We start from the raw sequence: 23,250 nt of genomic DNA, 5'->3' as shown, positions 1-23,250 counted from the left end.
CTAGTACCCTGGCGCACGGTGCTGGCCAAGCAATTGCTGGAGCACGAATAGCCGCTATTCGAGAAGGTCGCTCGACAGGTCGGCTACGGTCCTGCCGGCACCTTCAGCGTCGCATTTGCGCGGCGTGTCGGTGTCGCAGAGGGTCGCTACGCGCGCCAGCAGCGGGACATCAAGGGCGCGCGGGGTCGGGAGCCCGCTTTCGAACCCTAGGCCGCATTATGCAGCTGCCAACAAATCGCCTTCTGATGGTTGTTGCGCAGGTCCCTGACAGTCCCACCCAATCGGGGAGGGCCGGCCGATCCGGAATCAGCGTCATTGAAGCTGCCTCGTCGGTTCAATCGCGAGTTTGGCCGACAAGCGCGCTGCCAGGCTGCGCGTAGCGCGCGCATCGCCTCGGTCCAGCACAGATCGCTACGCAGCCAAGGGCAGACAATAGTTGATGTTGCTGCCAATCCGCATGTCCTTACATTCCAGCGGGCACTATGCGCATCGTGCCGAGGGCCAGAGCCCTGCCGGAGCGCGCGTCTACGACCAGCGGCTCGACGGGAGTACCACTTTCGTCGACGACATAGCTCGTGCCCCCCTCGCCATGATATTTGCGGCCCCAGGCACCGATCGCCATCAGGATCGGTACCACGTCCGCACCCTTGTCGGTGAGGACATATTCGAAGCGCGGCGGCCGGGCGCTGTAGGCACGCTTCACCAGCAGGCCATCCTCGACGAGCGCAGCCAGCCGCCGCGTAAGGATGTTGGGCGCAATACCGAGATTGGCGCGCGCCGCCTCGAAGCGGATTGGATTCTGGCTGGCGTTACGGAGGATCAGCATGCTCCACGGATCGCCGATCCGGGCAAGCGCGCGGCCGACGGGACAGGGTCCCGAACGATATTTCCCAATGTCCATTGCAAAAAGATAGTGACTCCCTATCATTTTGCAAGTGACTTGGCGAATGGCTTGCCAGTCAGGAGAAATGCAATGCCCGAACTATCCGGAACAGCCCTTGTCACAGGGGCATCGAGCGGCATCGGCGCGGTCTATGCCGATCGGCTGGCGAAGCGCGGCTATAACCTCGTCCTTGCCGCACGCGACGTCGGACGCATGGAAACGCTCGCCGAAAGGCTGCGCAGCGAGACCGGAGTGGAAGTCGAAATCATCGCGGCCGATCTCACCAGGGATGTCGATGTCGCGGCGCTGGAAGCGCGACTCGAGGCCGGCGACATCACGCTCCTGATCAACAATGCGGGCAAGTCGCTGGACGGCAGCGTGCTTGAGAACGGCGCGGCAGAGATCAGCGCGATCACCGCGCTGAACGTCACCGCCCCCACCCGTCTGGCGGCTGCGGCAGCCAAGATATTCGCCGCGAAGGGCAGTGGCGCGATCGTCAACATCGCCTCTGTCCTGGCGCTGGCGCCCGAGATGTTCGATGGTATCTACAGCGGCACCAAGGCATTCCTGCTCAACCTGAGCCAGGCAATGTCAGCCCAGCTTTCAGCCAAGGGCGTCTACACGCAGGCGGTGCTGCCAGGCGCTACTCGTACGGAGATCTGGGCACGCTCGGGTAAGGATGTCGACGCGTTTCCGCCTGACTTCGTGATGGACGTCGAGGATATGGTCGACGCGGCGCTGGTGGGCTTCGACCGGCGCGAGCCGGTGACCATCCCGCCGCTTCCGGACGAGGGACAATGGGAGGCCCTTCAGGTGGCGCGGCTCGCACTCGGACCCAACCTTTCGAAACGCGCTGTAGCGCAGCGCTACGCGTCCGCACTCACCGAAGCGGCGTGAATTCCATTCGCCGGGGCCGGGCTCGCACCCGGCGCCGGCCAGCATCTTCAGGGACCGAGCTCTACCCTTACGGTCGTCGAGAGGCCCGGACGCAGGCGCGCGACCGCCGGCTGACCCGGATCTAGCGCCACGCGGACCAGCACGCGCTGGACGATCTTGGTGAAGTTGCCCGATCCCGGCTCGAACGGCAGCAAGGTGAATTCGGAACCCGATCCCGGCGCGAAGCTGTCGATGCGGCCGGTCAGCTTCTGGTTGCCCAGCGCATCGACATGCACCTCGACCCGCTGCCCGACGAGCATCCGCGCAGTTTGGGTCTCCTTGAAGTTGGCGACCACATAAAGCTGGCGGCTTGGCACCAGGGTTAGCAAGCGCGAGCCAGGCTGCACGAAGTCGCCCGGCTGCGTGCGGCGATTGCCCACCACCCCGTCGATCGGTGCCCGAACCATGGTGTAGCCCTGATCCTGCTGAGCCAAGCGCAATGCGGCACGCGCGCGCTCAGCCCCGGCCCTCGCCCGTGCCAAATCGGCGAGCAGGCTGTCCTTGCGCGTGACGGTCGCGCCTGCCTGGTCGCGCGACGCGATGAGGGCGGCATTGTTCTGTCCCGCCTTGGCCTGTGCGTCGAGATAGGCTGCATGGATGCGCTCGGCCTCGCGCCGAGTGGCGAATCCGCGCGCGAGCAGCGCCTGGTAGCGCACATCGTCGACCTGTGCCCGCCTGAGCTCTGCTGCGGACGCCCCGATCGCACTTCGCGCGACCGCGACATTGGCACCGGCGACCTGCCTATCCGCGGCATGGGTCTTCAGCGCCGCTTCCGCGCCTGCCACTGCCGCGTCGGCGTCGTGCACCGCCGCCTGCGCCGCCGCCAGCTTGGCCGAATATTCGCTGTCGTCGATGCGCACCAGCGCGTCGCCGGCCCTCACCGTCTGATTGTCGCGCACCAGGACCTGCGCAATCTGACCACCGATTCGGGCCGAGACGATCGTGCTGTCGGCGCGCAGATAGGCGTTGTCGGTAGTCTCGCTCGATGCGGGACTGGCGATCCACAGCGCGCCGCCCGCCGCAACGGCCAGCGCCACGCCTCCCGCCAAAGCTGCGCGGGGGATCCGGCGACGACGCGGCGTGTCTTCGGTTTCGTTCGCGGCTGCAGTCACAACGCGATCACCAGCAGCGTGGAGGTGGCCGAGGCCAGGAGCCGGCCATTGGCATCGACGAGCCGGGCCTCGGCGAAGGCGGCGCGCCGGCCGATCGAGAGCACCGACCCCGTCGCGCGCACGACGCCGGTATCGACCGTCATCGCCCGGTGATAGGCGACCTTGAGCTCGAGCGTTGTGTAGCTCTGCCCCTCCTCGAGCGCGGTGTGCGTCGCGATGCCGCAGGCGCTGTCAAGCAAGGTGGCCGCATAGCCGCCATGCACGGTGCCGAGCGGATTATCGGCCCGCCTGTCGGGAATACCCTCGAACACCGCATGTCCCCTGGCCACCTCGACGAGCGAGAAAGCCGAAGTCTCGCCGATCGGCGGCTGCTCGCCGGCGGCAAGCAGCGCCTGCACTTGTTCCAGTCCGGTCATTGTGCTTCCTCCAGTCCGTAACGAGTGCGGATCGACAGGGCCGCGCTGGTGAGGATCGCATCGGATTCGTACGGATCCGCCACGGCGCGCGACAGCAGCAGCGCGCCGACGAGCTCGGACAGCATCGACCGTCCTGCCGCCTCCGCATCCGCAATACCGTGTGCCGCTAGTGCCTTGCCCAGCCACGCGGCCAGCGTCGCAACGCCCCGACCAAAGCGCTCGCGGCCCTGCGGCTCGAGCCGCGCCATGTCGCCCGAGAGCGCCGCTACCGGGCACCCTTTCCCGCGCGCATCGCGGTGCATTGGCGAGAGATAGAAGCTGACATATTCGGATAGCGCCTGCTGCGGATTCGCTTCCGCCCGGCTGCGATCGAAGCGGTTGCGCGCCTCTTCGAACATCACCCCGATCGCCTCGGCAACGAGGTCATCCTTCGATTTGAAGTGCGCGTAGAAGCCGCCATGGGTGAGCCCCGCCTGCTTCATCAGCGCAGCGACGGCGACGCCGTCTGGCCCCTTGGCGCGAATCGCGCCGGCGGCCTCCTTCAATATCGTCGCGCGGGTGCGCTCGCGGTGCTCGGCGTCATAGCGCATTGCCCACTCCTTGCTTTATATGATGGCCATCATATAAAAGCTGTACCAGTAGCCGGCAAGAGATTCCCTTGGCCCAGACGATCGACCCGCAGGCGCTGCCCGATGCGCGCAAGTTCCTGATCTTCGGGGTGATGGCGTTCGGCCAGTTCATGGCGCTGATCGACATCCAGATCGTCGCGGCCTCGCTCAACGAAGTGCGCGCCGGCCTCTCGGCAAGCGCCGACGAGATCAGCTGGGTGCAGACTGCCTATCTGATGGCCGAGCTGGTGATGATCCCGTTCGCGGCTTTCCTTGCCCAGGCATTGTCGACGCGCTGGCTGTTCGCCTTGTCGGCAGGCCTGTTCACGCTCGCCAGTGCGCTGTGCGGCCTCGCCTGGAGCATCGAATCGATGATCGCGTTCCGCGCGCTCCAAGGCTTTGTCGGCGGCGCGATGGTGCCGACGGTGTTCGCCACCGGCTTTGCGATGTTCACCGGCAAGCAGCGGGCGATGATCCCGGCGATCCTCGGCATGGTCTCGGTGCTCGCCCCCACGCTAGGCCCGACCTTGGGCGGCTGGATCACCGACGCCGCGGGCTGGCGCTGGATCTTCTATGTCAACATCGTGCCAGGCGCTGCGGTCACGCTCCTGGCGCTGCTGTTCGTCCGCGTCGACGGCGCCAACCGGAGCATGCTGCGCCGGATCGACTGGGTGCACCTCTGCGCGATGGCGATCTTCCTCGGCGGTCTCGAATATGTGCTCGAGGAAGGCCCGAGGAACGACTGGTTGCAGGACCCATCGATCGCGACCGGGGCGTGGCTCAGCTTCGTCGCGATGCTGCCCTTCCTCGAGCGGTCGCTGCGCTCGCCGAACCCCGTGGTCAGCCTCACGCCGTTCCGCCGCCCCACCTTCGTCTTCGCGTGCGTGTTCAATCTGGTGATCGGTTTCGGCATCTATTCGGCCACCTATCTGGTGCCGGTGTTCCTCGGTACCGTCCGCGGGTACAATGCATCGGAAATCGGCACCACGGTGTTCATCGCGGGCGTGGTGCAGATGCTCGGCGTTCCGGTTGCGGCCGGATTGTCGCAGCGCCTAGATCCGCGGATCATGATCACCTTCGGGCTCAGCCTCTTCGCTGCCGGGCTCTGGCTCTTCAGCTTCATGACCCCCGAATGGGGTTTTCATGCGCTGCTCTGGCCGCAGGCGGTGCGCAGCTTCGCGATCATGCTGTGCATCGTCCCCAGCGTGAACCTCGCACTCACCGGCTTTGCCGGGCCCGAGCTGCGCTACGCGTCGGGCCTGTTCAACCTGATGCGCAATCTCGGCGGGGCGATCGGGATCGCGCTGGTCAACACCTGGCTGCAGGACGCGAGCCGGCTCCACTTGCTCCGCCTCGGCGAGGCGCTCGGCGTGGCGGGGCGCAGCGGCAGCGAACTGGTCGAGGCACTCGCACGCGAGGCGAGCGCCTACACGCCCGACCCGGCCGAGGCGGTGCTGATGGCGCAGGCGATCGCCGGACGGATCGTGCAGCGCGAGGCGTTGACGCTCGCGTTCAACGACGTGTTCCGCGTGATGGCCCTGATGTTCGTCGCGGCACTCGTCCTGGTTCCGTTTTGCCGACGCGCGAAGACGTAGCGATTGCGACCCGGCAGCGCTGCGCAGCCGGGTGACGCGAGTACAGCCGGCGTGGCATCCACCTTGGTGTCCAGGTCAGCGCCAGCCTAGCGCTGGCGCAACATGGGTAAGGATGGCCTCGAGAACATGGGCGTTGTACTCGACGCCAAGTTGGTTGGGTACGGTCAGCAGGATCGTGTCCGCTTCGGCAATGGCCTCGTCGCCTCGCAATTGTTCGATCAGCTTGTCCGGTTCAGCCGCGTAGGAGCGTCCGAACACCGCGCGCATGTTGTCGATGACCCCAATTTGGTCACTGTCGTCTCCCCGCCCGAAGTAATTGCGGTCCTCGTCGTTCATCAACGCAAAGATCGATCTCGATACCGACACGCGCGGCTTCCAGTCGTGCCCGGCCTCCTTCCAGGCTTCCTTGTACAGACGGATCTGCTTAGCCTGTTGGATGTGAAAGGGTTCGCCGCTCTCATCAGCCTTGAGGGTCGAGCTCTGCAGGTTCATACCTTTCTGCGCCGCCCAGAGTGCCGTCGCGTTTGACGCAGATCCCCACCAGATGCGCCGCCGCAATCCCTCGGAATGAGGCTCAAGGCGCAACAAGCCCGGCGGATTGGAGAACATCGGCTGGGGGTTGGGCCGGGCAAAGCCCTCCCCCTCCAACAGGTCGAGGAATACCTCACCGTGCCGGCGGCCCATGTCCGCATCACTTTCGCCGTCGGCCGGCGCGTAACCGAAATGACGCCACCCCTCGATGACCTGTTCGGGCGAGCCCCGGCTGATCCCGAGCTGCAGTCGGCCGTTACTGATCAGATCCGCCGCTCCAGCATCCTCAACCATGTAAAATGGATTCTCGTAGCGCATGTCGATCACGCCGGTACCGATCTCGAGCCGACTGGTGCGCGCGCCGACCGCCGCAAGCAGAGGAAAGGGCGACGCGAGCTGCCTGGCGAAATGATGGACTCGGAAATAGGCGCCGTCGGCACCGAGCTCTTCCGCGGCGACGGCCAGGTCGATCGACTGGAGCAGTACGTCCGAGGCCGAGCGCGTCGCCGAATAGGGCGCTGCCGACCAATGCCCGAAGGAGAGAAACCCGATTCTTTTCATATTCAATTCCTGACCTCGTGGCTGGTCCGAGGGACCCGCGGTGCCTCTCGTTCAAATAGGCGATAGCCCCGGCAACGCATCGCCTCGCGCGCTGCGAGAGTGGAAACACAAGGTTTCCACGACGAAGCAGCACGATGCCGCAAGGACTTTGCCGAGCGCGGTCAGCTCTTCGCGTTTGCCTCCTGCTGGACGGTCGACCGGCCAACTCGCGGTCGGGTTTTTCCCGATTGGTTCACCAGGTCGGCCTGTTGGATGCCGGCAGCAACGGCCTTGTCGACCTGAAGACCGGCCAGGGCGCGTTCAGGCGAGCAGCGAAGCCGCCCCACGGTTACCCATTCATGTGCCGGCGCGGCCGTCCATCTCGCCCCGTCATATGGATCGAAACTGGAAACTGCGGCGCTCAGGATTGGCTCGAATGGCGCTCTGCCATGTAGCGCCCTGGCGAAGTGCCGAGGGCCTTGCGGAACATCGTCACGAAGCTCGGTACGCTCTCGTAGCCCAGGTCTGCCGTGACCTGCTGGATCGAGGCGCCTCCCGCCAGCCATCGCACCGCCAGTATGACGCTGAATTGCTGGCGCCAGCGGCCGAAGCTCATGCCCGTCTCGCGCCGTATCAGCCGCTCCAGGGTCCGTGTGCTCATGCCGGCCTTCTCAGCCCACATGTCCAGCGTTCCCCGGTCCGCCGGCTTCGCCATCATATGGTCGATGATCCGCCGAAGCCGCGGATGGGTTGGCATTGGGAGATGCAGGTCCTCGGCCTTGGCGGCTGCGAGTTCATCGAGCAGCACCGTCACCAGCCGTGAGTTCGCACCGCCCTCCTCATAGAGGAGTGGCAGATTGGCGGAGCGGATCAGGAGTTCGCGCAGCAATGGCGTGACCGACACCGCGCTGCAGGTGGCCGGAAGGTGGACGGCGACATTTTTGGCAACAAAGGCGCCGTAGCCCTCCAGCGCACCCGTCACCTTCATCGCGTGGACCGCGCCGCCCGGTATCCAGATGGCACTGCGCGGCGGAATGATCCACAGGCCGCCTTCGACTTCGCAGCTCAGCGCGCCCCTCTGTACGAGCAGCAGCTGGCTCTTGGCGTGATGATGCGGATCCAATTCGAAGTCGCCGAATGTTTCGGACGCGAAGCCGTACGTTACGACCGGCCGCGGCACATCGTCGGGTTCGACCCAGTCGGTCGCATCGGAGAGGTCGTTCAGGAGCGGCATGGGCAGCCCCCGCCCTCAATGGCGGATCTGAATAACAATCTGTCGAGCCTTCGGAATGACGCCAGCTCCGGCGTCTCCTATCTGCTCGGTTCGCATCAGTCGAGGCCAATCGGCCTCCCATAGCGAGGGCATCCATGACTAGTTTGAACAGCGGCCTCGTCGGCCAAACGCTTATGCAGCTTCACCAGGCTGCTGAAGCGGCGGACGCACCCTTCATCCGGAAGATGATGGCCGACCTCGAGACGTCGGGCGAAACGATCGAACAGGCAGCGAGGCAGCTGATCGCCGACGAGCGCAGCGACTATCGCAAAGTATATAATGGGCACGCCGAGCACTTCTTGTCCGTGACGCCACGCTATGGCCGCTTCCTCTACGCGATCGCTCGCGCCTGCAAGGCGAGACGGATTATGGAGTTTGGCACTTCGATGGGGATCTCGACGATCTATCTCGCCGCGGCGCTGCGCGACAATGGTGGTGGGCAGCTTATTGGCTCCGAGCTAGAGCAAGGCAAGGTGGCGCGGGCACGGGCGCATGTTGAAGCGGCAGGCCTTGCCGACCTGGTAGACATTCGTGAGGGCGATGCGCTCGACACGCTCAAAGATGTCGGCGGTGAGGTCGATCTGGCGTTGGTGGACGGCGCCTGGTCGCTGTACCTGCCAGTGCTCAAGTTGATCGAGCCGCGGCTGCGGCCCGGCGCGGTGATCCTGGCCGAGAACGCCTTTGCAGACGATTACCTCGAGTATGTCCGCGATCCCGCGAATGGCTATCTCGCATATACGCTTCCGATCGACGAAGGTCGCGGCAATGAATTTGCCGTGCGAGCCCTGTGACGGTGCCGGTGGTCTCGGATCGTAGGGCTGCGAAGGCACCTGGCAGGCTCAGCAAAGCGCTGCTCGGCCTGTTCATGAAACGGGTTGCCATTGCGGCGGTCGAGGACGTTGCGGATGGCTTTCGGCTCGTCACGCTGAGAGGGCCGGCGCTTGAAGGCGCGTCTTGGGTGCCAGGACACAAGGTCCAGGTCGCGATGGGCTCCACATTCGTCGCGCGGACCTACACTCCAATAGATTGGAGCGCCGCCGCGGGAAGCGCTCGCATCCTAGGCTATGCGCACGGCGGCGGCCCGGGAAGTGCGTGGTTGCGCGGCCTCAGGGTGGGCGACGAATGCGAACTCTTCGGACCGCGCAGCTCGCTCGATCCCAGTAGCGCGACGTCGCCACTGGTCGTGTTCGGCGACGAAACCTCGATCGGGCTCACGCATGCGCTGGCATCGACAAACCGGCTTGATCCCATGAACTGCTGCTTCGAAGTCAGCGATGTCAGAAGCGCCCGCCAGGTCTTGGCGTGCCTCGGCCTCGACGGGGTAACGCTGGTCGCCAAGCGCGATGCGGATGCACACGTCTCGGACATGGAGGCCGCGCTCGGCCCGCCCATTGCCGCTGGCGGCTCTTTCGTGTTGACGGGTAAAGCGAGCACGATCCAGCGGCTTCGACAAAATCTCAGGTGGGAAGGCGTTTCAACGGCACGCATCCTCGCCAAGGCATATTGGGCGCCCGGGAAACGAGGACTCGATTGACGCCGAACCCAACTGCGGCCCCGCTGGATCTCAGCGGCGGTGTGCGAAAGGACCCAGTGGACGTTCAGCGCTTCTTGAGCGTCACTCTAAAGCGACACCCTTTCATGTTTGAAAAAGCGGGTCGCGTGCAGCCAGATCGCCGGCCGCCCTTTGTCGTGCGTAGGTGGTCGGCGAAGCGCCGACATGGCGCGAGAAGGCGACGCTGAAAGTGCTCGCCGAGCTGTAGCCGACCTGCCGGGCAATCTCAGCGACGCCGAGCTTGCCATCCCCCAGGGACCGTTTGGCGAGCACCATGCGCCAATGCAGGAGGTACTCCATCGGCGCCATGCCGACGGTGCGCCGGAAGCGCTCGAAAAAGGTCGAGCGCGACATCGCGGCGGTCTTGGCCAAGCTAGGCACGTCCCAAGCGGCCGCCGGGCGTTCGTGGATGGCACGCATTGCCGCCGCCACCCGCTCGTCGCCTAGCCCGCGCAGGATGCCCGATGGGCAGTGCGGACCGGACGAGCGAAGCGCTTCGATGAACAGCACCTCCATTAGCCGGGCGAGGACAACATCGCGCCCTGCCCGTTCGCCCCTGGACTCCTCAACTGCCAGCTGGATCAAGGTCGTCAGGCGCGGCTCCCCGCGCGCGTGGATCAGTGACGGCAGCAGTGATACGAGCAACGCGGCGTCCGGCGAGCCGAAGGCGCAATGACCGACGAGCATGCGGACATCCGGGTCGCCGACTTGGTCACCTAGGCGGAAGACGTTAGGATCGATCTCGACTGGCATGCTGTCGAGGCCGATCGGGGGCGCACCAAGGGTGCTCGATGAAGTGAAATCATGGGCGGCCGGGATCAGCACGAAGTCGCCGCGCTCGATGAGCAGCGGTGCTTCGCCTGGAATGTCCAGGCGGACGGTCCCCTCGAGCGCCGCAAAGAAGAAGGCGCGGCCGTCCTCCACCCGGCGGACGCGCCAGCGACCTGCCGCCTCTACGAACTTGGCATAAGACAGGTCGGGCTGAAGCAGGCTGACAACCTGCGCGAGGGGATCGGTCAACTCTGGACGCTCGCCAAACAGATGCGGACGGACGAACGTAGCATGTCCCGGCGAGGATGCCATCTGATGGCGTGACTATGACAGGAGCTTGCATGCCGACAATTCTGATTACCGGATGTTCCTCGGGCTTCGGGCTGGAGATTGCCCGCCACTTCGTTGCGCGCGACTGGGACGTCATTGCGACGATGCGAACGCCGCGCGAGGATGTGCTGCCCACGTCCGAGCATATGAGAGTGTTGCCGCTCGACGTGACCAGTGCCGACAGCATCGCCCATGTCGTCGAGGCGGCGGGGCCGATCGACGCGCTCGTCAACAATGCCGGCATCGGCTTCCTCAACGCCCTGGAGGGCACGCCGGTCGAGGCTGCGCGCCACATTCTTGAGACCAACACGCTCGGCACCATCGCCATGATGCAGGCGGTGCTGCCGCAGATGCGCGAGCGGCGCGACGGCGTCGTCGTCAACGTCACCTCCTCGGTGACCTATCGGCCACTGCCGCTGCTGTCAGTCTACACGGCAAGCAAAGCGGCCGTGAACGCCTTCTCTGATAGCGTCGCGCTGGAGCTTGCGCCCTTCAACGTGCGCGTCCGGGTCGTTCTGCCGGGCCGGGCACCGGCGACGCGCTTTGGCGACAATGCCCGCGCGTTGATGACCGGCGGCTTCCCTGAGGCCTATATGCGGTTGGTTGAGCAGGTGATGGCCGGCTGGCAGCAGGACCCCGGACCGACCACCTCGTCTGAGGACGTTGCCGAGGCGGTCTGGCGCGCGGTGACTGACATCAACGCGCCGACGTATCTGCCGGCGGGTGCCGACGCGATCGCTTCGTCACAGGCAGGTTAGAGCGATCGACGGGCCCGCAGTCTTGTGGGCCCGCTTGCAGCCAGTGAGAGACTATGAGCCTCTCAGTCGAGTTGCTTCGTGGAAACCTGATTCGGCCACTCAGGTCAAGCTTCGTGCTTTCCAACTCCGGAAGCTCGTTCATATCCACGCCGCGTCTGCTTTCGCTCAATAGAAGAGAGCACATCGGGGGTTTAAGTCACGGGTCTGGCAGTATTGATCACGAAGCCAGCGGGCTTTTCGCCCGCTGGCAGAGTTACTTAAATTTGCGCCAAACCTCCATCGGTGAACAGCTCGCTACCGGTCATGAAGCTGCTGTCGGAGGAAGCGAGAAACGCGGCAGCCGCGGCGACTTCGGACGGGTCGCCGACATGCCCTATCGGGGTGGCAGCTCCCATCTCGATCATCGCATCGCGACCGACGACCTCGGCTGCCAGTTCGGTCAGCGTTGGTCCAGGCGATAGGACGTTAACGCGAATACCGGTTCCGCGCAGGTCCTGCGCCCAGCTGCGCGCCAAGTTGCGGACAGCTGCCTTCGACGCGCTGTAGATGCTGAACGCAGGCGTTCCCATCACCCCGGTGGTCGAGCCCGTGAGGACGACCGAACCACCCTCGCCCATCAGCTCCAGTCCCTTCTGCACCGTGAAGATCGTGCCCTTCACATTGATGTTGAAGGTCTCGTCATAATGTTCAGGCGTAATCTCGGTTAGCGGCATCAGCGCGCCGGTTCCGGCATTGGCGAACAGGATATCCAGCTTGCCGCGCTCCTGCTTCACTGTGCCGAACAGCCGGTCAAGGTCGCTGGCAACGGTTACCGAGCCCGCCACGGCGCGGGCATTCGGGCCGAGATCGGCCGCTGCCGCGTCCAGCTTTTCCTGCCTCCGCCCAAAGATGTAGACGAACGCACCTTCCTCGATGAAGCGCTTCGCCGAAGCCAGGCCAATGCCCGTGCCGCCACCGGTGATAATCGCGGTCTTGCCTTCCAGTCGGTTCATACGTGCCTCCAGTTCTTGGTTGCACGCAGCTGGCGTGTTGCCTACCTAGCGACAAGTATGCACCTTTAGGTAAGTACCCGAAATGTCTGATGTGTTGCAAACCACCATCGCCGGCCCCGCTCCAGCCGCCCCCGGCTTCACCTGCGGACTCGACGCAACGCTCAAGATCATCTCGGGCAAATGGAAACCGCTCATCCTATATTTCCTGCTACGCGGGCCGACGCGCTACGGCCAACTCAAGCGTGCCGTGCGCGATGTTAGCGACAAGGTGCTGATCCAGCAGCTAAAGGAACTGGAAGCCGACGGCGTGTTGCGGAGGAACGACTACAAGGAGGTACCGCCACGCGTGGACTATACGCTGACGCAGCTGGGCCAGAGCCTTGCCCAGGCGCTTGAGCCCTTATGCATCTGGGGAACCGAGAACATGGTGGAGATGCAAAAGATTTTCGCCGAGCGGGATAGCTGGCTTCGCGAGAAGCGCACCTAGCTGCGCCTTCCAACGAACAACCATCCGGCTCCGGGTTGGACGCGAGCTGTGCTGAACGGCTGAAACTGACGTTTGCCCATCGTCAGCTTTGCGACGGAACGACCCAGTTGCGGACATTCGGGGCCCCCTTCCCGCTTCCCACCTTCGGACATTCGTCAGAAGCGGCCCCGACGGCAGCTATGCGCCCATTATCAGACCTTCAGGCAGCACCACGGCCTGCCCGACAGCTGACATTGGTAGGAAAGACCTTAGTACATGCCGGCGCCACCGCTGACGGTCTCGCAACCTCTCGTTCAGCGCGAACCCACGATCACCGTCTGGAACATAACAAGGGCCCGGAGGGTGATTTTCTTGTTCTCAACATCCTTGAAGGAAAAACACCTTTTTAGGGCGGCCGCTCATTCAGGTTCCCTCGAGGAGCCTGAGGTGTCTGCGCTCGGTTGCCTCATCTGCGGGGAACAGGCACTCGATCCGCAGTTCCTGTGCAGCGATTGCGGTCGGTGCGCCGACTGTTGTCACCATCGAGAAATAGCGCAGGACCGCTCCGCTCTTGAGAAAGCCGATCGGGATCATCGGGAGATCGGTGCCGCTGGGCCTGCCTACCGGCGCGGCCTCGAACCCTGAATATGCGAGCAGCTCTTCGATGAGTTGTTGACCGGCCTGGTCCAACACGCGTCCCACCGCCTCTCGGCGGACACGATCGATCAACGATCGAGCTACCTGATCCCAATCGTCTATGAACGGTCGCAAACAGGCTGGATCGAAAGTCAACCGCAGGAGATTGCGCGGCTGCGGCCACTTCGAGAGGTCTACAAAACAACCGAAAAAGCGTGGGGCAACACTGTTGGCGGCCAGCACGTTCCAGTGCCGGTCCAGCAGGACCGCCGGGTATGGCTCCTGCTGATCCAACATGCGTCGGGCAGCGGAGGTGATCGCGCGCATCTGCGGCGCATCCCAAGCCTGCTCCGGATAGAGCGGCGCGTAGCCGGCGGCGAGCAGCAGGGCATTTCGCTCGCGCAGGGGCACGTCCAGCGCTTCGGCGACAGCGAGCAGCTTATCGCGACTTGGCACGCTGCGCCCGCTTTCGACGAAGCTGAGGTGCCGCTGCGACATATCGGCGTCGAGCGCGGTCTCAAGCTGGCTTTTGCCCCGCTGGCTTCGCCAACCGCGGAGCAGTTCACCGAGTCCGCGGTCTGGACCGACTGCCATCAAAGCTTACTCCCAAGTCGCGCTCACATAAGATCGCCGAGATCTACACGCTATTACCTCGAGCGTAATTGAGTATGTGATCTCCTCGTCTCATCCTGCGGCATCAATCTGCGAAGCAAAGAGAGACGACCATGAGCTACATCGATAGACTTCTGGCTAGAAACGAGGACTTTGCCCGTGAGCAGGGGGCTGCCGGCACTCTCATGCCATCGCTGCCGCAACAGCTGCCGCACGTAAAAGCGGTGATCATCGGCTGCGCCGACATGCGAGTGGATCCCGCTCAGCTTCTTCAGCTCGAGCCGGGAGAGGCCGTTGTGATGCGCAATATCGGCGGACGCGTCACGCCAAGCCTGCTGGAGCAACTGGGCCTGCTCGGCCGCATCGGCGAAGTGGCACATGCGATCCCTGGCGGCGGCGGAGAGTTTCATATCATTATCCTGCACCACACAGACTGCGGCATCTCGCGCCTCGTTGGCAACCCCGAGATGCTGGCCGGCTATTTCGAAGTCCCGGAAGGGGAGCTGATGGAGAAGGCCGTCACCGACCCGGAGGCGGCAGTTGTAGCGGACGTGGCGGCTCTGCGCGCCGTTCCGGCTCTGCCCGCCCAATGGATGATCTCCGGGCAGGTGTACGACGTCGCAACCGGCGCCGTGCGCGTGATCGTGCCCGCCGCTCCGCTCCGTGCCTGCTAAGTGCGGAGTAGGTGGCCTATCTCACTCGTCGCTGTCACAGCGTTTCCGCTACCAGCAGGCACAAGAACCGGCGGCCACTGCCCAGAGGCTGGCGATGTGAAATCGTTCGGCTCGGTTGATCAGGCCGCGCCACCCCGCAGGAGGCGTCTCCGGGTCCCAGTCCATCGTGTCGCTGTTGATCCGCATGGTCGCGACTATCCGGGCATAGATCCAGAAGATGTCACCTGCGAGTGCGACACTGCGGAGCATCAATTCCAAACCCGCTACCGACACCATGGTCAGGGCGATGGTGGTGAAAAAAGCCGGGCCAAACACGGCAGGTACGAGGGCGCGGAGCCGGCGGATGAGAGCCTGGCGAAGCCGGATCTGATCTGCCTCGCCAAGAAACGTTGGTTGGACCACGAAGCCATAATGTGAGCCGACCTCTATACCCACCAAGGTTCCCGCAGAGAAAAGGTTGATAATCGACAGCAGCGACAACCAGGACATCACGCACTCCGAACGCGAGGTTAGCCCCAAGAAGCATCAGTCGGTGCATCGGCGCACCTGCGTTGTGCGCAGATAACATCTGCTCGCTCTCCGCACCTTCTTTATTCACGGCCCTCGGCATTGCTACGCGCTCGGAGACAAACATGATTATCGACCTCAAAGGCCGCCGGGCCATTGTGACCGGTTCATCCGCCGGAATCGGCCGCGCCACTGCAGAAGGGCTCGTTCGTGCCGGCGCGTCTGTGATCGTCAACGGTCGTGGATCTGAACGCGTTGATCAGACGGTGAGCGAGATGCGCGCCGCCTTTCCGGAAGCCGAGATTGGCGGCATCGCCGCCGATCTCGCGACCGCGGAGGGCGCCAGCATCCTTCTGGATCAGGCACCTGATGCCGACATACTCGTGAATAACGTCGGAACCGCGTTCATCCGGGACTATCGCGGGCTCGACGACATCGTGGCCATACCCGACGAGGATTGGATGGAGCTGTTCCAGCTCAACGTGATGAGCGGCGTGCGTCTGTCGCGTCACTATCTGCCGCGCATGGTCCTGAGCGGTTGGGGACGTGTGGTCTTCGTCAGCAGCGAATCCGCTGTTAACATTCCCAAGGAGATGCTCGATTACGGCATGACCAAGACCGCGCAACTCGCGGTCTCGCGTGGCTTGGCCGAGGCGGTCGCGGGCACTGGCGTCACAGTCAACGCCGTGCTCCCGGGGCCGACCCGCTCCGAGATCCTAGGTAACTTCATGACCAAGCAGGCTCAGGAGCACGGGATCACCCTTGAGGAGGCGGAGCAGGGCTTCCTCCAAGCGCTCCGTCCGACGAGCCTCATCCAACGTTTCGCCACGACCGAAGAGGTCGCCAACATGATCGTCTACGTCTGCTCGGAACAGGCCTCTGCAACCACCGGAGCGGCTCTACGGGTTGACGGGGGCGTGGTGCGTTATCTCGCCTGACGGGCTCCCGCCGAGCGTGCGAGGGCCATCACCGCGCCCGTCGGCCTGCGCCTAGACCGCCGAGGCGCACGTATCAGGCAGGCTTGGCCTTGAGCAGCAATATTCCGAAGCCGATAAAAATGGCACCAGTCAGGCGATTGAACATGCGCTTGATAGACGGACGTGCGAGGTAGCGTGAGAGCGACCGGCCGCCGGCTGCGTACACGACGTACCAGAAGCATTCGATCGCCGCGAACGTGGCTACCAAGATCGCGAACTGCGGGGCCTGCGGCGTGGTCGAGCTCACGAACTGCGGAAGGAACGCTGCGGCGAAGAGGATGAGCTTGGGATTGCTGATACCGATCGCAAAACCGCCGCGGAACAGGGCGATGCGGGAAAGAACCTGAGGTAGGTCGCCCGCGCCGACGTCCAGCGGCGCAACCTTGCTCCGCCATGCCTTCATGCCGAGGTAAAGCAGGTATGCGACGCCGGCATATCGCATGACCTCGAACGCGCCGGGTAAGGCGAGCAGAATTGTCGTTAGCCCCGCGGCGGAAGCGGAGAGAATTGCGACAAGAGCCAAGAGGCAACCAGCCATCGCTGCGGCGCTGCGGCTGAACCCTACATCGACACTGCGCGACAGGATGTGCAGCATGTTCGGACCTGGTGTTCCCGACAGCACGAAGACCGAGCCAGCGAACAGCCACCAGACGTGCATGTTCATGAGTTCACCCTCGTATCGCTGTTCCGGACCCTCTTACACTTCAGCAGGCCTACCCTGCATCGTTGAAAACAGGGCGAGCAACTTGCTCCAACCACGCTCTGCTTGTTCTCGGTCGTAGACGGGGAAATCGGGCAACATCCATCCGTGCGCAGCAGGGTAAACTTCCACCGAAAAACTTACGCCCGCATCCTTCAACGCGTCTTCGAGACGTTCTGCCATTTCGGGCGGATAGCTGGAGTCGTCTTGCGCTGCGGCGATATAAACCTCCGCTTGCAGCTTCGTGGCAAGCAGGTGCGGACTCGCGGGGTCATCGGTCGCGAGACGGCCGCCATGGAAGCTCGCTGCTGCAGCAATGCGGCCCGGCCATGTACCCGCGGCCGCGATCGCCATTCCGCCTCCCATGCAGAATCCGACCACGCCCACACGCCCGGCCAGCACATCGTCGCGCGTGTCCAGATAGGCGAGCAGTGCGCCAGTATCCTGGGCCGCTTTCGCGTTGTCCGTCGTCGCCATTAGCGGTCCGAGCACCGCGCGAAAATCGCCGGCGAGGACTTCCTGGGGCACGAACGGTCCGTACGATCCGTAGCGATAGAATAGGTCCGGCAGCAGCGTTACAAAGCCCGCGTCCGCGATCCGCTGCGCCAAGTCCAACATCGCAGGCCTGATGCCGCCCGCATCCATGTAGACGATTACCGCCGGCAGGGTGCCATGCCTGCTCGCGGGTGTGAACACGAAGCAAGGGCACTCGCCGTCCGAGGTCGGAAGCAACAGTCGTTGATGCGGCACGGCTAAACTCCGATTTTCGAATCGTGCGGCTCAGACGTACGTCCATGCCCATCCCTTACCCTTCTTGCTGACCCGGCCCGCGCCTGTCGACGGAAAGTGCGAGCTGAAGAAGATCGCCTCATGATCTGCGGCGAAATCGAGCGCCCAACCACGCGAAGCAAGCGTCCGCTCACGCACCGGATCGAACACTGACATCAAGTCCGGCCTGGCGACCTGTATGGGATGGTGGAGGACGTCGCCCGCGAAGATCGCACGCTCGCCGGCACTCTCCAGCAGGATCGACGCATGATCGTGCGTGTGCCCGGGAGTCGAGTGGAAGCTGAAGCCCGGGATCTTCTCACGACCGTCGACCACGATCTGTTCGGCCATGCCAGCCTCGACGATGGGGGCGACGCTGTCGGCCTGCACCTGAAAGCTCGTCCGGTTCCGCTCGCTGAGGTTCGCGGGATCCGTGAAATAGGCATATTCGCTGGCCGAGAATACGTGTCGGGCATTGGGGAACGTCGGCACCCAGCGGCCGTCCACCAATCGGGTGTTCCAGCCGACATGATCGACGTGCAGGTGGGTATGCAGAACATAGTCCACCTCCGCCGGAGCTACGCCCGCAGCCGCCAAGCGGGCGAGGTACGGAGTGTGGAGGTGGTCGAAGTACGAGGCGTTTGGCCTCGATTTATCGTTACCAGCGCCAGTGTCGACGATCACGGTCAGGGCGCCGATCCGGATTATCCAGCTATGGATGCTGAGCAATAGATGGCGGTGGGCGCCGTCAACCGTTTCGGGCATGGCGGCGAGAAGCTCTTCATCTTCAAAGCTCCACTCCGGCAGCAGCTGCTTCGGCGTGAACGCGTCGATCGCGCAATCCTCGACGCGGAACACACGGGCATTGCCGACCTGGTATTCGCGCACATTAGGCATAGAACTTTCCATTGCCCCCAAATAGGGACGGACACTGCTGACTGGAAAGCCGCTGTGGCTTGATGCTCTCATGATCGTGAGTCACGAATGCGCGCAGGTGAAATCCTAGAGCTCAACACCTTCCTGGCCGTCGCCGAGACAGGCCGCTTTGCAGCCGCCGCCGCTCGGCTTGGCGTGACCCCGTCAGCAGTGAGCCAGTCGATCCGTCGCCTAGAAACGAGGTTTGGCGTTCGATTGCTCAGTCGCACCACGCGCAGCGTTGCCCTGACCGCGGCGGGCGAGGCCCTGTTGCACGAGGTGAAGCCGGCACTAGCGCGACTGGCGACCGCCAGTCAGGCCGTCGATCAAACACAAGAAGCGCTTGGGCGTGCGGTTATCGGACTGTCCGCCGTGGCCATGGAACTCCTGCTCATTCCCGTTGTCGACGCGTTCCGGGCTGCGCATCCCCAGTTCAGGCTCGATCTGGTGGTGGAGGACAGGCTCTCCGATCCTGTGGCCAGCCGGTTCGATGCGGTGATCAGACGCGGAGACCTCCTGCAGCAGGACATGATCGCGCGGCGGCTGGATGCGGACGACGAACTCATTTTGGTAGCGGCACCATCGTGGCTGGCGATGCGCGACGTCCTTCATCCCCGAGACCTCGCCGACCAGCGGATCGGAATACGGCGTCCTCGATCAGGTGCGATGCTTCCCTGGTCGCTCAGGCGGCGAGACGAGACAGTGAAACTGCGCGGGTCGCCAACGATCGTGGTTGAGAGCTCGATCGCCGCCCGTCTGTATGCGATTGCCGGGCAAGGAGTCGCCCTGCTCGCGAGCAAGTTCGTCGCCCAGGCGATCGGCAAAAATGTGCTTCAGAGGGTCCTCCCGGAGTGGAACTGGCCAGCCGCAGGTTTCCACCTCATGTATGCCGATCGTGGAAGCTTGCACCCCGCTATTCGCGAGCTCGAAGCGGCGATGCGGCGTGAAGCCAGTAGTTCGGCTGACACCCCTTGCGTATGACACGGTTGGCGTGGGTCGACCGGCATCAACTGCGCACCTTGCCTCAGCGTCCTTTAAGGACATCGACGACAGCGCGCACTGCCGATGAGAGCGGTGCGCCTGCAGCGTAATATAGGTGGAACCCGGGGTAGGTCGGCGACCAGTCCGCGAGCACGCGGACCAACCTTCCATCTTGGAGCATCGGTGTCACGATTTGATCGACGCCGTGCCAGATACCGATTCCCCGCAGTGCGGCGTCCAGCATGAGATCGGCGTCGTCGGTAACGAGCGTGCCTGTCAGGTCCAGGACAACTGTTTCGCCCCCCCGCTCGAAAGTCCACCGATAGAGCGCCCCGCCGGGGCCGCTGCGGCAGCCAATGCAGCGGTGAGCCAGAAGGTCAGCGGGGTGGTTCGGCAAGCCATGAGAGGCGAAATAGTCGGGCGAGGCGACGATGGCGGTTGTGAAAGGCTTGGTCAGAGCCACCGCGATCATGTCCTGTGCCACTTCGCTACCCAGCTGAATGCCCAGATCGAAGCCGTCGACAAGGTCGCCGGGGCGCTCGACGGTCCGGGCGTCGAGCGTCACATGGGGAAATCCGACGGCCAGTTGCTCTATGATCGGCGCGACGATCATCTGGATCGCCAGCCGGGGCGCGGCCAAGCGCACTGTTCCGCTTGGCGCGCCCTCAGGAGTACCAATCGCTGACATCGCCGCGTCCATCAACGCCAGCGCTGGCGCGAGGTCCTGTAATAGCCGCGTCCCGGCTTCAGTCGGTGTAACGGCCCGGGTTGTACGGTTAAGCAGGCGGTGACCCACCCGGTTCTCGAAGGCACGCACCGCATGGCTCAGTGTGGACGGCTTGAGCCCGAGGTCTTGGGCGGCGCGCCTGAAGCTACGAGCCTCGGCGACTGCCACGAAAGCTCGCGCCTCGGCATATTCTCCAGGCGTCAAACGTCTTGTCATTGGTGATTCTCACACAGCTCCCTGTTGCTCGGCAGCCCGCTTATCTGGTGGCACGCGGACGTTATCTGGAGCGCATTGGCACGCAAATCCAGAGAGAGCATGGCTGAGAATGAACAATCCAAAATCTGAACGACTGGCCGACAAAGTCGCGATCGTCACCGGCGCCGGCAGCGGGATCGGGGAAGCCGCCGCTCGTACCTTCGCTCGCGAAGGTGCCCGTGTCGTGCTGGTTGGACGACGCGAGGCGCCTCTCGAACGTACCGCTGAAGTGATCCGTGCTGCAAATGGGAGCGCGAGCGTAATTGCCGGCGATGTGTCGAACTCGGGGGACGTCGACCGCGTAGTCGCCACCACAATCGATCGGTTCGGGCGGATCGATCACGTCTTCAACAATGCGGGCATCCAGGGCTCGGGCGGACTGATCATCGACATGTCCGAAGGGAGCTTCGACGAGCTGATCGCCATCAACCTGAAAGGGCCGTGGCTGATGATCCGGGCTGCGTTGCGCGCGATGATACAGGCGGACCAGCCTGGCGCGATTGTGAATACGTCGTCGTTCCTGTCGACAGCGGCCACAGTCGGTACTTCGGCCTACTCCGCAAGCAAGGCGGGCCTGGACGCTATGATCCGCGCAATCGCGTTGGAGGCAGGGCCGCACCATATCCGGGTCAACAACATTAGTCCGGGGGTGATCGACACCCCTATGCTTCGCGCCCATGGCGACGCGATTATCCCGCCGCTTGCCGCCCGCGCAGCGCTCGGCCGGATCGGCACGCCGGAGGACATTGCCGACGTCGCGGTCTGGCTGTGCACGGACGAAGCACGTTTCATCACCGGTCAGTCGATCCTTGTCGACGGCGGCTTCAACATTCCCGGGCCGCGGTGACGCGCCGGCGTGCAAGATGGTAGGGTCAGCTAGACGAAACTATGCCGACCTCGGCATTTTAGTCACTAGGTGATCACCAACGTAGATTCCAGTCAGAAGACACGCACGAAACGTTAGGAAGTCGGTCCAAAGCTGGTGAGCTGTGTCGAGGTTGCACTTTCGGGAGAGGAAACGATGCTGAGGATATACTGGGCTGCCATGGCATTGTTGCTCATCGGAGCCGCGCCAGCGCCTAGCATGTGGAATGGCACATGGCGCTTCGCGCCGGAGCGGAGCAGCCCGGGCACAAGCGGTTCGGCGGCGGCTGCCTACCGGTTCAAGGTAGAAGAGGATGGAGCCTTCGCTGGGAGATCCCGTCGCCGCGCGAGGTGCTCAACGGCCGCCTGGATGGGCGCCCGATGCCGATCGCCTATCCTGGAGCGCCACCCGGCCTTACGCTAGCTGTAACCGGCGTGAGCGCTGGTGAGTGGACCTATCAGGTCGCAAAGGATGGTCAGGTGATGGGCGGAGGCCGGATGGTGCTCATCGACGGCGCGTCGGCCTGGGTGGACCTGACCTGGGGACGCGACGGTCCAGGTCATGGACACATGCTCGTCTACGTTCGATCCTAGCTAGATTACGAAGCGCCGCCGATTTCGAGTCGAAGTTGAGGAGATTTGCAGAAAGCCAGAACCCTGATGGTAAGCGCCGTCTACGGCAGCGAAGAGAAGCCACCATCGACGTGCAGGTTCGTACCCGTAATGTAACCAGCTCGTGGACTAGCCAAAAAGGCGACGGCATCCGCAAGCTCCTCAAGCCCGCCGACACGTCCGAGCGGCAGGGCTGCAAACAGTGTCAGCACGCCACGCTCGATGTCTTGCCATGGCGCATCTTCAGCAGCGATGCCGCGAGCAGTGGCCGCTGCACGGAAGCCTTGTTCAAGCTTGGCGCTTCTGATCGTCCCAGGCGATACGGTGTTCACGGTCACCCCGTTGACGGCAACCGCCTTCGCCATCGACGAAGTTATCGCGTTTATTGCTGCCTTCGCGGCGGAATAGTCCGCGCCGGTGACAGGAGGCATCGTAGCAGCGCCGCTTGAGATGTTGATGACTCGTCCCCAGCCTGTTGCCCTCATCGCGGGGAGCAAGCGCGCACTCATCCGCACCGCGGCGAGGACGTTGCGATCGAACGTCGCTAGCCAGTCCGCCGCGCTTGCGGTCTGCCAGTCTGTCTTGGGGCCCGATCCGCCAGCGTTATTGACCAGAATGTCTATGGTACCAAGATGGTCTTCTGCATCGCTCGCCAGCCGCTCCACAGCATCGTCATCGGTTAGGTCGCCCAGGACGGCGAAGGCCCGGCCTCCCTTGGCGCGAATGGCGCCAACAGCCGCGTCCGTCTGCGCACGATTTCGGCCGTGCACGGCAATTGTTGCGCCTTCGCGTGCCAGCGCGGAGGCGATGGCTTCGCCGATGCCTTTGCTGCTTGCGGTCACCAGCGCCGTCTTCCCGCCGAGTTGCAGATCCATCACGCCAAACCCACCTTTACAGTCGAGTGGCAGACGTCGAGCAATGCGGTGGACGAGACAAGTACGCACAATAAAGTTCCTGCGAGCGCCGACCGAAGAGAGGCTTGCCTTGGCCCGGACGGTGCTGCCGAACATGTCGTCCGCGTCATCCGGATGGTTCAGGGTCGCTGGAAGCTTGCCATTCTGTTCCGACTCTTCGCTGACCCTGCACGGAGGTCATCTCAGTTCTTGCGCGATATTCCGGGCATGTCACAGAAGATGCTGACCCAGCATTTACGGGAGTTGGAGGCCGACAGCCTCATTGAGCGGATCGACTTCCGCTAGAAGCCGCTTCGGGTAGAGTACCGGTTGTCACCCGAGGGCCGTAAGTTGATGCCTTTGCTC

26 protein-coding genes are annotated in these 23,250 nt (G+C 63.7%); 11 read left to right on the top strand and 15 right to left on the bottom strand.

Annotation, left to right across the window (positions count from 1 at the left end; translation table 11 throughout):
* Nucleotides 1–463 precede the first annotated feature (463 nt).
* Nucleotides 464–901 (bottom strand): winged helix-turn-helix transcriptional regulator, encoded by a 438-nt coding sequence (locus tag AC3WJI_RS02445; protein WP_492755645.1) that lies wholly within the window; start codon nucleotides 899–901, stop codon nucleotides 464–466.
* A gap of 39 nt (nucleotides 902–940) precedes the next feature.
* Here AC3WJI_RS02445 and AC3WJI_RS02440 point away from each other — a divergent pair, with 39 nt between their 5' ends.
* Nucleotides 941–1,780, top strand: a complete 840-nt coding sequence (locus AC3WJI_RS02440; RefSeq protein ID WP_492755644.1) for an SDR family NAD(P)-dependent oxidoreductase — start codon at nucleotides 941–943, stop codon at nucleotides 1,778–1,780.
* A 47-nt stretch (nucleotides 1,781–1,827) separates the two neighbouring features.
* Here AC3WJI_RS02440 and AC3WJI_RS02435 read toward each other — a convergent pair whose 3' ends face one another.
* From AC3WJI_RS02435 to AC3WJI_RS02425, 3 genes are all read right to left on the bottom strand, one after another.
* The gene (locus tag AC3WJI_RS02435) at nucleotides 1,828–2,856 is read right to left on the bottom strand and encodes an HlyD family secretion protein (protein ID WP_492755643.1); all 1,029 of its coding nucleotides are present in this window, start codon (nucleotides 2,854–2,856) and stop codon (nucleotides 1,828–1,830) included.
* Between the two features lie 71 nt (nucleotides 2,857–2,927).
* Complete coding sequence (locus AC3WJI_RS02430; RefSeq protein ID WP_492755642.1) at nucleotides 2,928–3,347, bottom strand: PaaI family thioesterase; 420 nt, start codon at nucleotides 3,345–3,347, stop codon at nucleotides 2,928–2,930.
* Nucleotides 3,344–3,937, bottom strand: coding sequence for a TetR/AcrR family transcriptional regulator (locus tag AC3WJI_RS02425; protein ID WP_492755641.1), 594 nt, complete (start codon nucleotides 3,935–3,937; stop codon nucleotides 3,344–3,346). The genes AC3WJI_RS02430 and AC3WJI_RS02425 overlap by 4 nt, the downstream gene beginning before the upstream one ends.
* A gap of 68 nt (nucleotides 3,938–4,005) precedes the next feature.
* On the opposite strand from AC3WJI_RS02425, the gene AC3WJI_RS02420 reads away from it, so the two are divergent.
* Complete coding sequence (locus AC3WJI_RS02420) at nucleotides 4,006–5,550, top strand: DHA2 family efflux MFS transporter permease subunit (protein WP_492755640.1); 1,545 nt, start codon at nucleotides 4,006–4,008, stop codon at nucleotides 5,548–5,550.
* 75 nt (nucleotides 5,551–5,625) lie between these two features.
* Here the strand turns inward: AC3WJI_RS02420 and AC3WJI_RS02415 are convergent, their stop codons facing one another.
* Both AC3WJI_RS02415 and AC3WJI_RS02410 read right to left on the bottom strand, forming a co-directional pair.
* Nucleotides 5,626–6,642: an LLM class flavin-dependent oxidoreductase gene (locus AC3WJI_RS02415; protein ID WP_492755639.1), complete on the bottom strand. Its 1,017-nt coding sequence runs from the start codon at nucleotides 6,640–6,642 to the stop codon at nucleotides 5,626–5,628.
* Nucleotides 6,643–7,042: 400 nt separating this feature from the next.
* On the bottom strand, nucleotides 7,043–7,855 hold the full coding sequence (locus tag AC3WJI_RS02410; protein ID WP_492755638.1) for an AraC family transcriptional regulator: 813 nt from the start codon (nucleotides 7,853–7,855) through the stop codon (nucleotides 7,043–7,045).
* A gap of 134 nt (nucleotides 7,856–7,989) precedes the next feature.
* On the opposite strand from AC3WJI_RS02410, the gene AC3WJI_RS02405 reads away from it, so the two are divergent.
* Nucleotides 7,990–8,685 (top strand): O-methyltransferase, encoded by a 696-nt coding sequence (locus AC3WJI_RS02405; protein WP_492755637.1) that lies wholly within the window; start codon nucleotides 7,990–7,992, stop codon nucleotides 8,683–8,685.
* A complete protein-coding gene (locus tag AC3WJI_RS02400) occupies nucleotides 8,682–9,428 on the top strand; it encodes a siderophore-interacting protein (protein ID WP_492755636.1) in 747 nt (248 codons plus the stop codon). Before AC3WJI_RS02405 ends, AC3WJI_RS02400 begins: the two co-directional genes overlap by 4 nt.
* Nucleotides 9,429–9,530: 102 nt before the next feature.
* On the opposite strand, the gene AC3WJI_RS02395 is transcribed toward AC3WJI_RS02400, so the two are convergent.
* On the bottom strand, nucleotides 9,531–10,466 hold the full coding sequence (locus tag AC3WJI_RS02395) for an AraC family transcriptional regulator (RefSeq protein ID WP_492755635.1): 936 nt from the start codon (nucleotides 10,464–10,466) through the stop codon (nucleotides 9,531–9,533).
* Nucleotides 10,467–10,558: 92 nt separating this feature from the next.
* On the opposite strand from AC3WJI_RS02395, the gene AC3WJI_RS02390 reads away from it, so the two are divergent.
* Entirely contained in the window at nucleotides 10,559–11,305 is a 747-nt protein-coding gene (locus AC3WJI_RS02390) for an SDR family NAD(P)-dependent oxidoreductase (RefSeq protein ID WP_492755634.1), read from the top strand.
* 257 nt (nucleotides 11,306–11,562) lie between these two features.
* Here AC3WJI_RS02390 and AC3WJI_RS02385 read toward each other — a convergent pair whose 3' ends face one another.
* Nucleotides 11,563–12,297 (bottom strand): SDR family NAD(P)-dependent oxidoreductase, encoded by a 735-nt coding sequence (locus AC3WJI_RS02385; protein WP_492755633.1) that lies wholly within the window; start codon nucleotides 12,295–12,297, stop codon nucleotides 11,563–11,565.
* A gap of 82 nt (nucleotides 12,298–12,379) precedes the next feature.
* Between AC3WJI_RS02385 and AC3WJI_RS02380 the strand changes: the two genes are divergently transcribed.
* Entirely contained in the window at nucleotides 12,380–12,784 is a 405-nt protein-coding gene (locus tag AC3WJI_RS02380) for a winged helix-turn-helix transcriptional regulator (RefSeq protein ID WP_492755632.1), read from the top strand.
* Nucleotides 12,785–13,186: 402 nt separating this feature from the next.
* Here the strand turns inward: AC3WJI_RS02380 and AC3WJI_RS02375 are convergent, their stop codons facing one another.
* Entirely contained in the window at nucleotides 13,187–13,993 is an 807-nt protein-coding gene (locus AC3WJI_RS02375) for a helix-turn-helix domain-containing protein (protein WP_492755631.1), read from the bottom strand.
* A 131-nt stretch (nucleotides 13,994–14,124) separates the two neighbouring features.
* Between AC3WJI_RS02375 and AC3WJI_RS02370 the strand changes: the two genes are divergently transcribed.
* Nucleotides 14,125–14,685 carry a carbonic anhydrase gene (locus AC3WJI_RS02370; protein WP_492755630.1) on the top strand — a complete coding sequence of 187 codons (561 nt, stop codon included), beginning with the start codon at nucleotides 14,125–14,127 and terminating at the stop codon, nucleotides 14,683–14,685.
* A 48-nt stretch (nucleotides 14,686–14,733) separates the two neighbouring features.
* On the opposite strand, the gene AC3WJI_RS02365 is transcribed toward AC3WJI_RS02370, so the two are convergent.
* Nucleotides 14,734–15,174, bottom strand: coding sequence for a hypothetical protein (locus tag AC3WJI_RS02365; RefSeq protein WP_492755629.1), 441 nt, complete (start codon nucleotides 15,172–15,174; stop codon nucleotides 14,734–14,736).
* 143 nt (nucleotides 15,175–15,317) lie between these two features.
* Between AC3WJI_RS02365 and AC3WJI_RS02360 the strand changes: the two genes are divergently transcribed.
* Entirely contained in the window at nucleotides 15,318–16,130 is an 813-nt protein-coding gene (locus AC3WJI_RS02360) for an SDR family NAD(P)-dependent oxidoreductase (protein WP_492755628.1), read from the top strand.
* A 73-nt stretch (nucleotides 16,131–16,203) separates the two neighbouring features.
* On the opposite strand, the gene AC3WJI_RS02355 is transcribed toward AC3WJI_RS02360, so the two are convergent.
* The 3 genes from AC3WJI_RS02355 to AC3WJI_RS02345 form a co-directional block, all read right to left on the bottom strand.
* Nucleotides 16,204–16,833 carry a LysE family translocator gene (locus tag AC3WJI_RS02355; RefSeq protein ID WP_492755627.1) on the bottom strand — a complete coding sequence of 210 codons (630 nt, stop codon included), beginning with the start codon at nucleotides 16,831–16,833 and terminating at the stop codon, nucleotides 16,204–16,206.
* Between the two features lie 33 nt (nucleotides 16,834–16,866).
* Nucleotides 16,867–17,565 (bottom strand): dienelactone hydrolase family protein, encoded by a 699-nt coding sequence (locus AC3WJI_RS02350; protein ID WP_492755626.1) that lies wholly within the window; start codon nucleotides 17,563–17,565, stop codon nucleotides 16,867–16,869.
* A gap of 84 nt (nucleotides 17,566–17,649) precedes the next feature.
* Entirely contained in the window at nucleotides 17,650–18,534 is an 885-nt protein-coding gene (locus tag AC3WJI_RS02345) for an MBL fold metallo-hydrolase (RefSeq protein WP_492755625.1), read from the bottom strand.
* Nucleotides 18,535–18,621: 87 nt separating this feature from the next.
* Here AC3WJI_RS02345 and AC3WJI_RS02340 point away from each other — a divergent pair, with 87 nt between their 5' ends.
* Nucleotides 18,622–19,533: a LysR family transcriptional regulator gene (locus AC3WJI_RS02340; RefSeq protein ID WP_492755624.1), complete on the top strand. Its 912-nt coding sequence runs from the start codon at nucleotides 18,622–18,624 to the stop codon at nucleotides 19,531–19,533.
* A gap of 43 nt (nucleotides 19,534–19,576) precedes the next feature.
* Here the strand turns inward: AC3WJI_RS02340 and AC3WJI_RS02335 are convergent, their stop codons facing one another.
* Nucleotides 19,577–20,428, bottom strand: coding sequence for a LysR family transcriptional regulator (locus AC3WJI_RS02335; protein WP_492755623.1), 852 nt, complete (start codon nucleotides 20,426–20,428; stop codon nucleotides 19,577–19,579).
* A gap of 157 nt (nucleotides 20,429–20,585) precedes the next feature.
* On the opposite strand from AC3WJI_RS02335, the gene AC3WJI_RS02330 reads away from it, so the two are divergent.
* Nucleotides 20,586–21,362: an SDR family NAD(P)-dependent oxidoreductase gene (locus AC3WJI_RS02330; RefSeq protein WP_492755622.1), complete on the top strand. Its 777-nt coding sequence runs from the start codon at nucleotides 20,586–20,588 to the stop codon at nucleotides 21,360–21,362.
* A gap of 691 nt (nucleotides 21,363–22,053) precedes the next feature.
* Here AC3WJI_RS02330 and AC3WJI_RS02325 read toward each other — a convergent pair.
* On the bottom strand, nucleotides 22,054–22,866 hold the full coding sequence (locus tag AC3WJI_RS02325) for an SDR family NAD(P)-dependent oxidoreductase (protein ID WP_492755621.1): 813 nt from the start codon (nucleotides 22,864–22,866) through the stop codon (nucleotides 22,054–22,056).
* On the opposite strand from AC3WJI_RS02325, the gene AC3WJI_RS02320 reads away from it, so the two are divergent.
* Nucleotides 22,855–23,190, top strand: coding sequence for a winged helix-turn-helix transcriptional regulator (locus tag AC3WJI_RS02320; protein ID WP_492755620.1), 336 nt, complete (start codon nucleotides 22,855–22,857; stop codon nucleotides 23,188–23,190). The genes AC3WJI_RS02325 and AC3WJI_RS02320 overlap by 12 nt on opposite strands.
* The last annotated feature ends 60 nt before the right edge of the window (nucleotides 23,191–23,250 follow it).

This window comes from Sphingomonas sp. FW306-1B-B10E (genome assembly GCF_058782005.1).
Note: the sequence above shows the minus strand (reverse complement) of the source record. Positions and strands in the feature narration are given on the sequence as shown.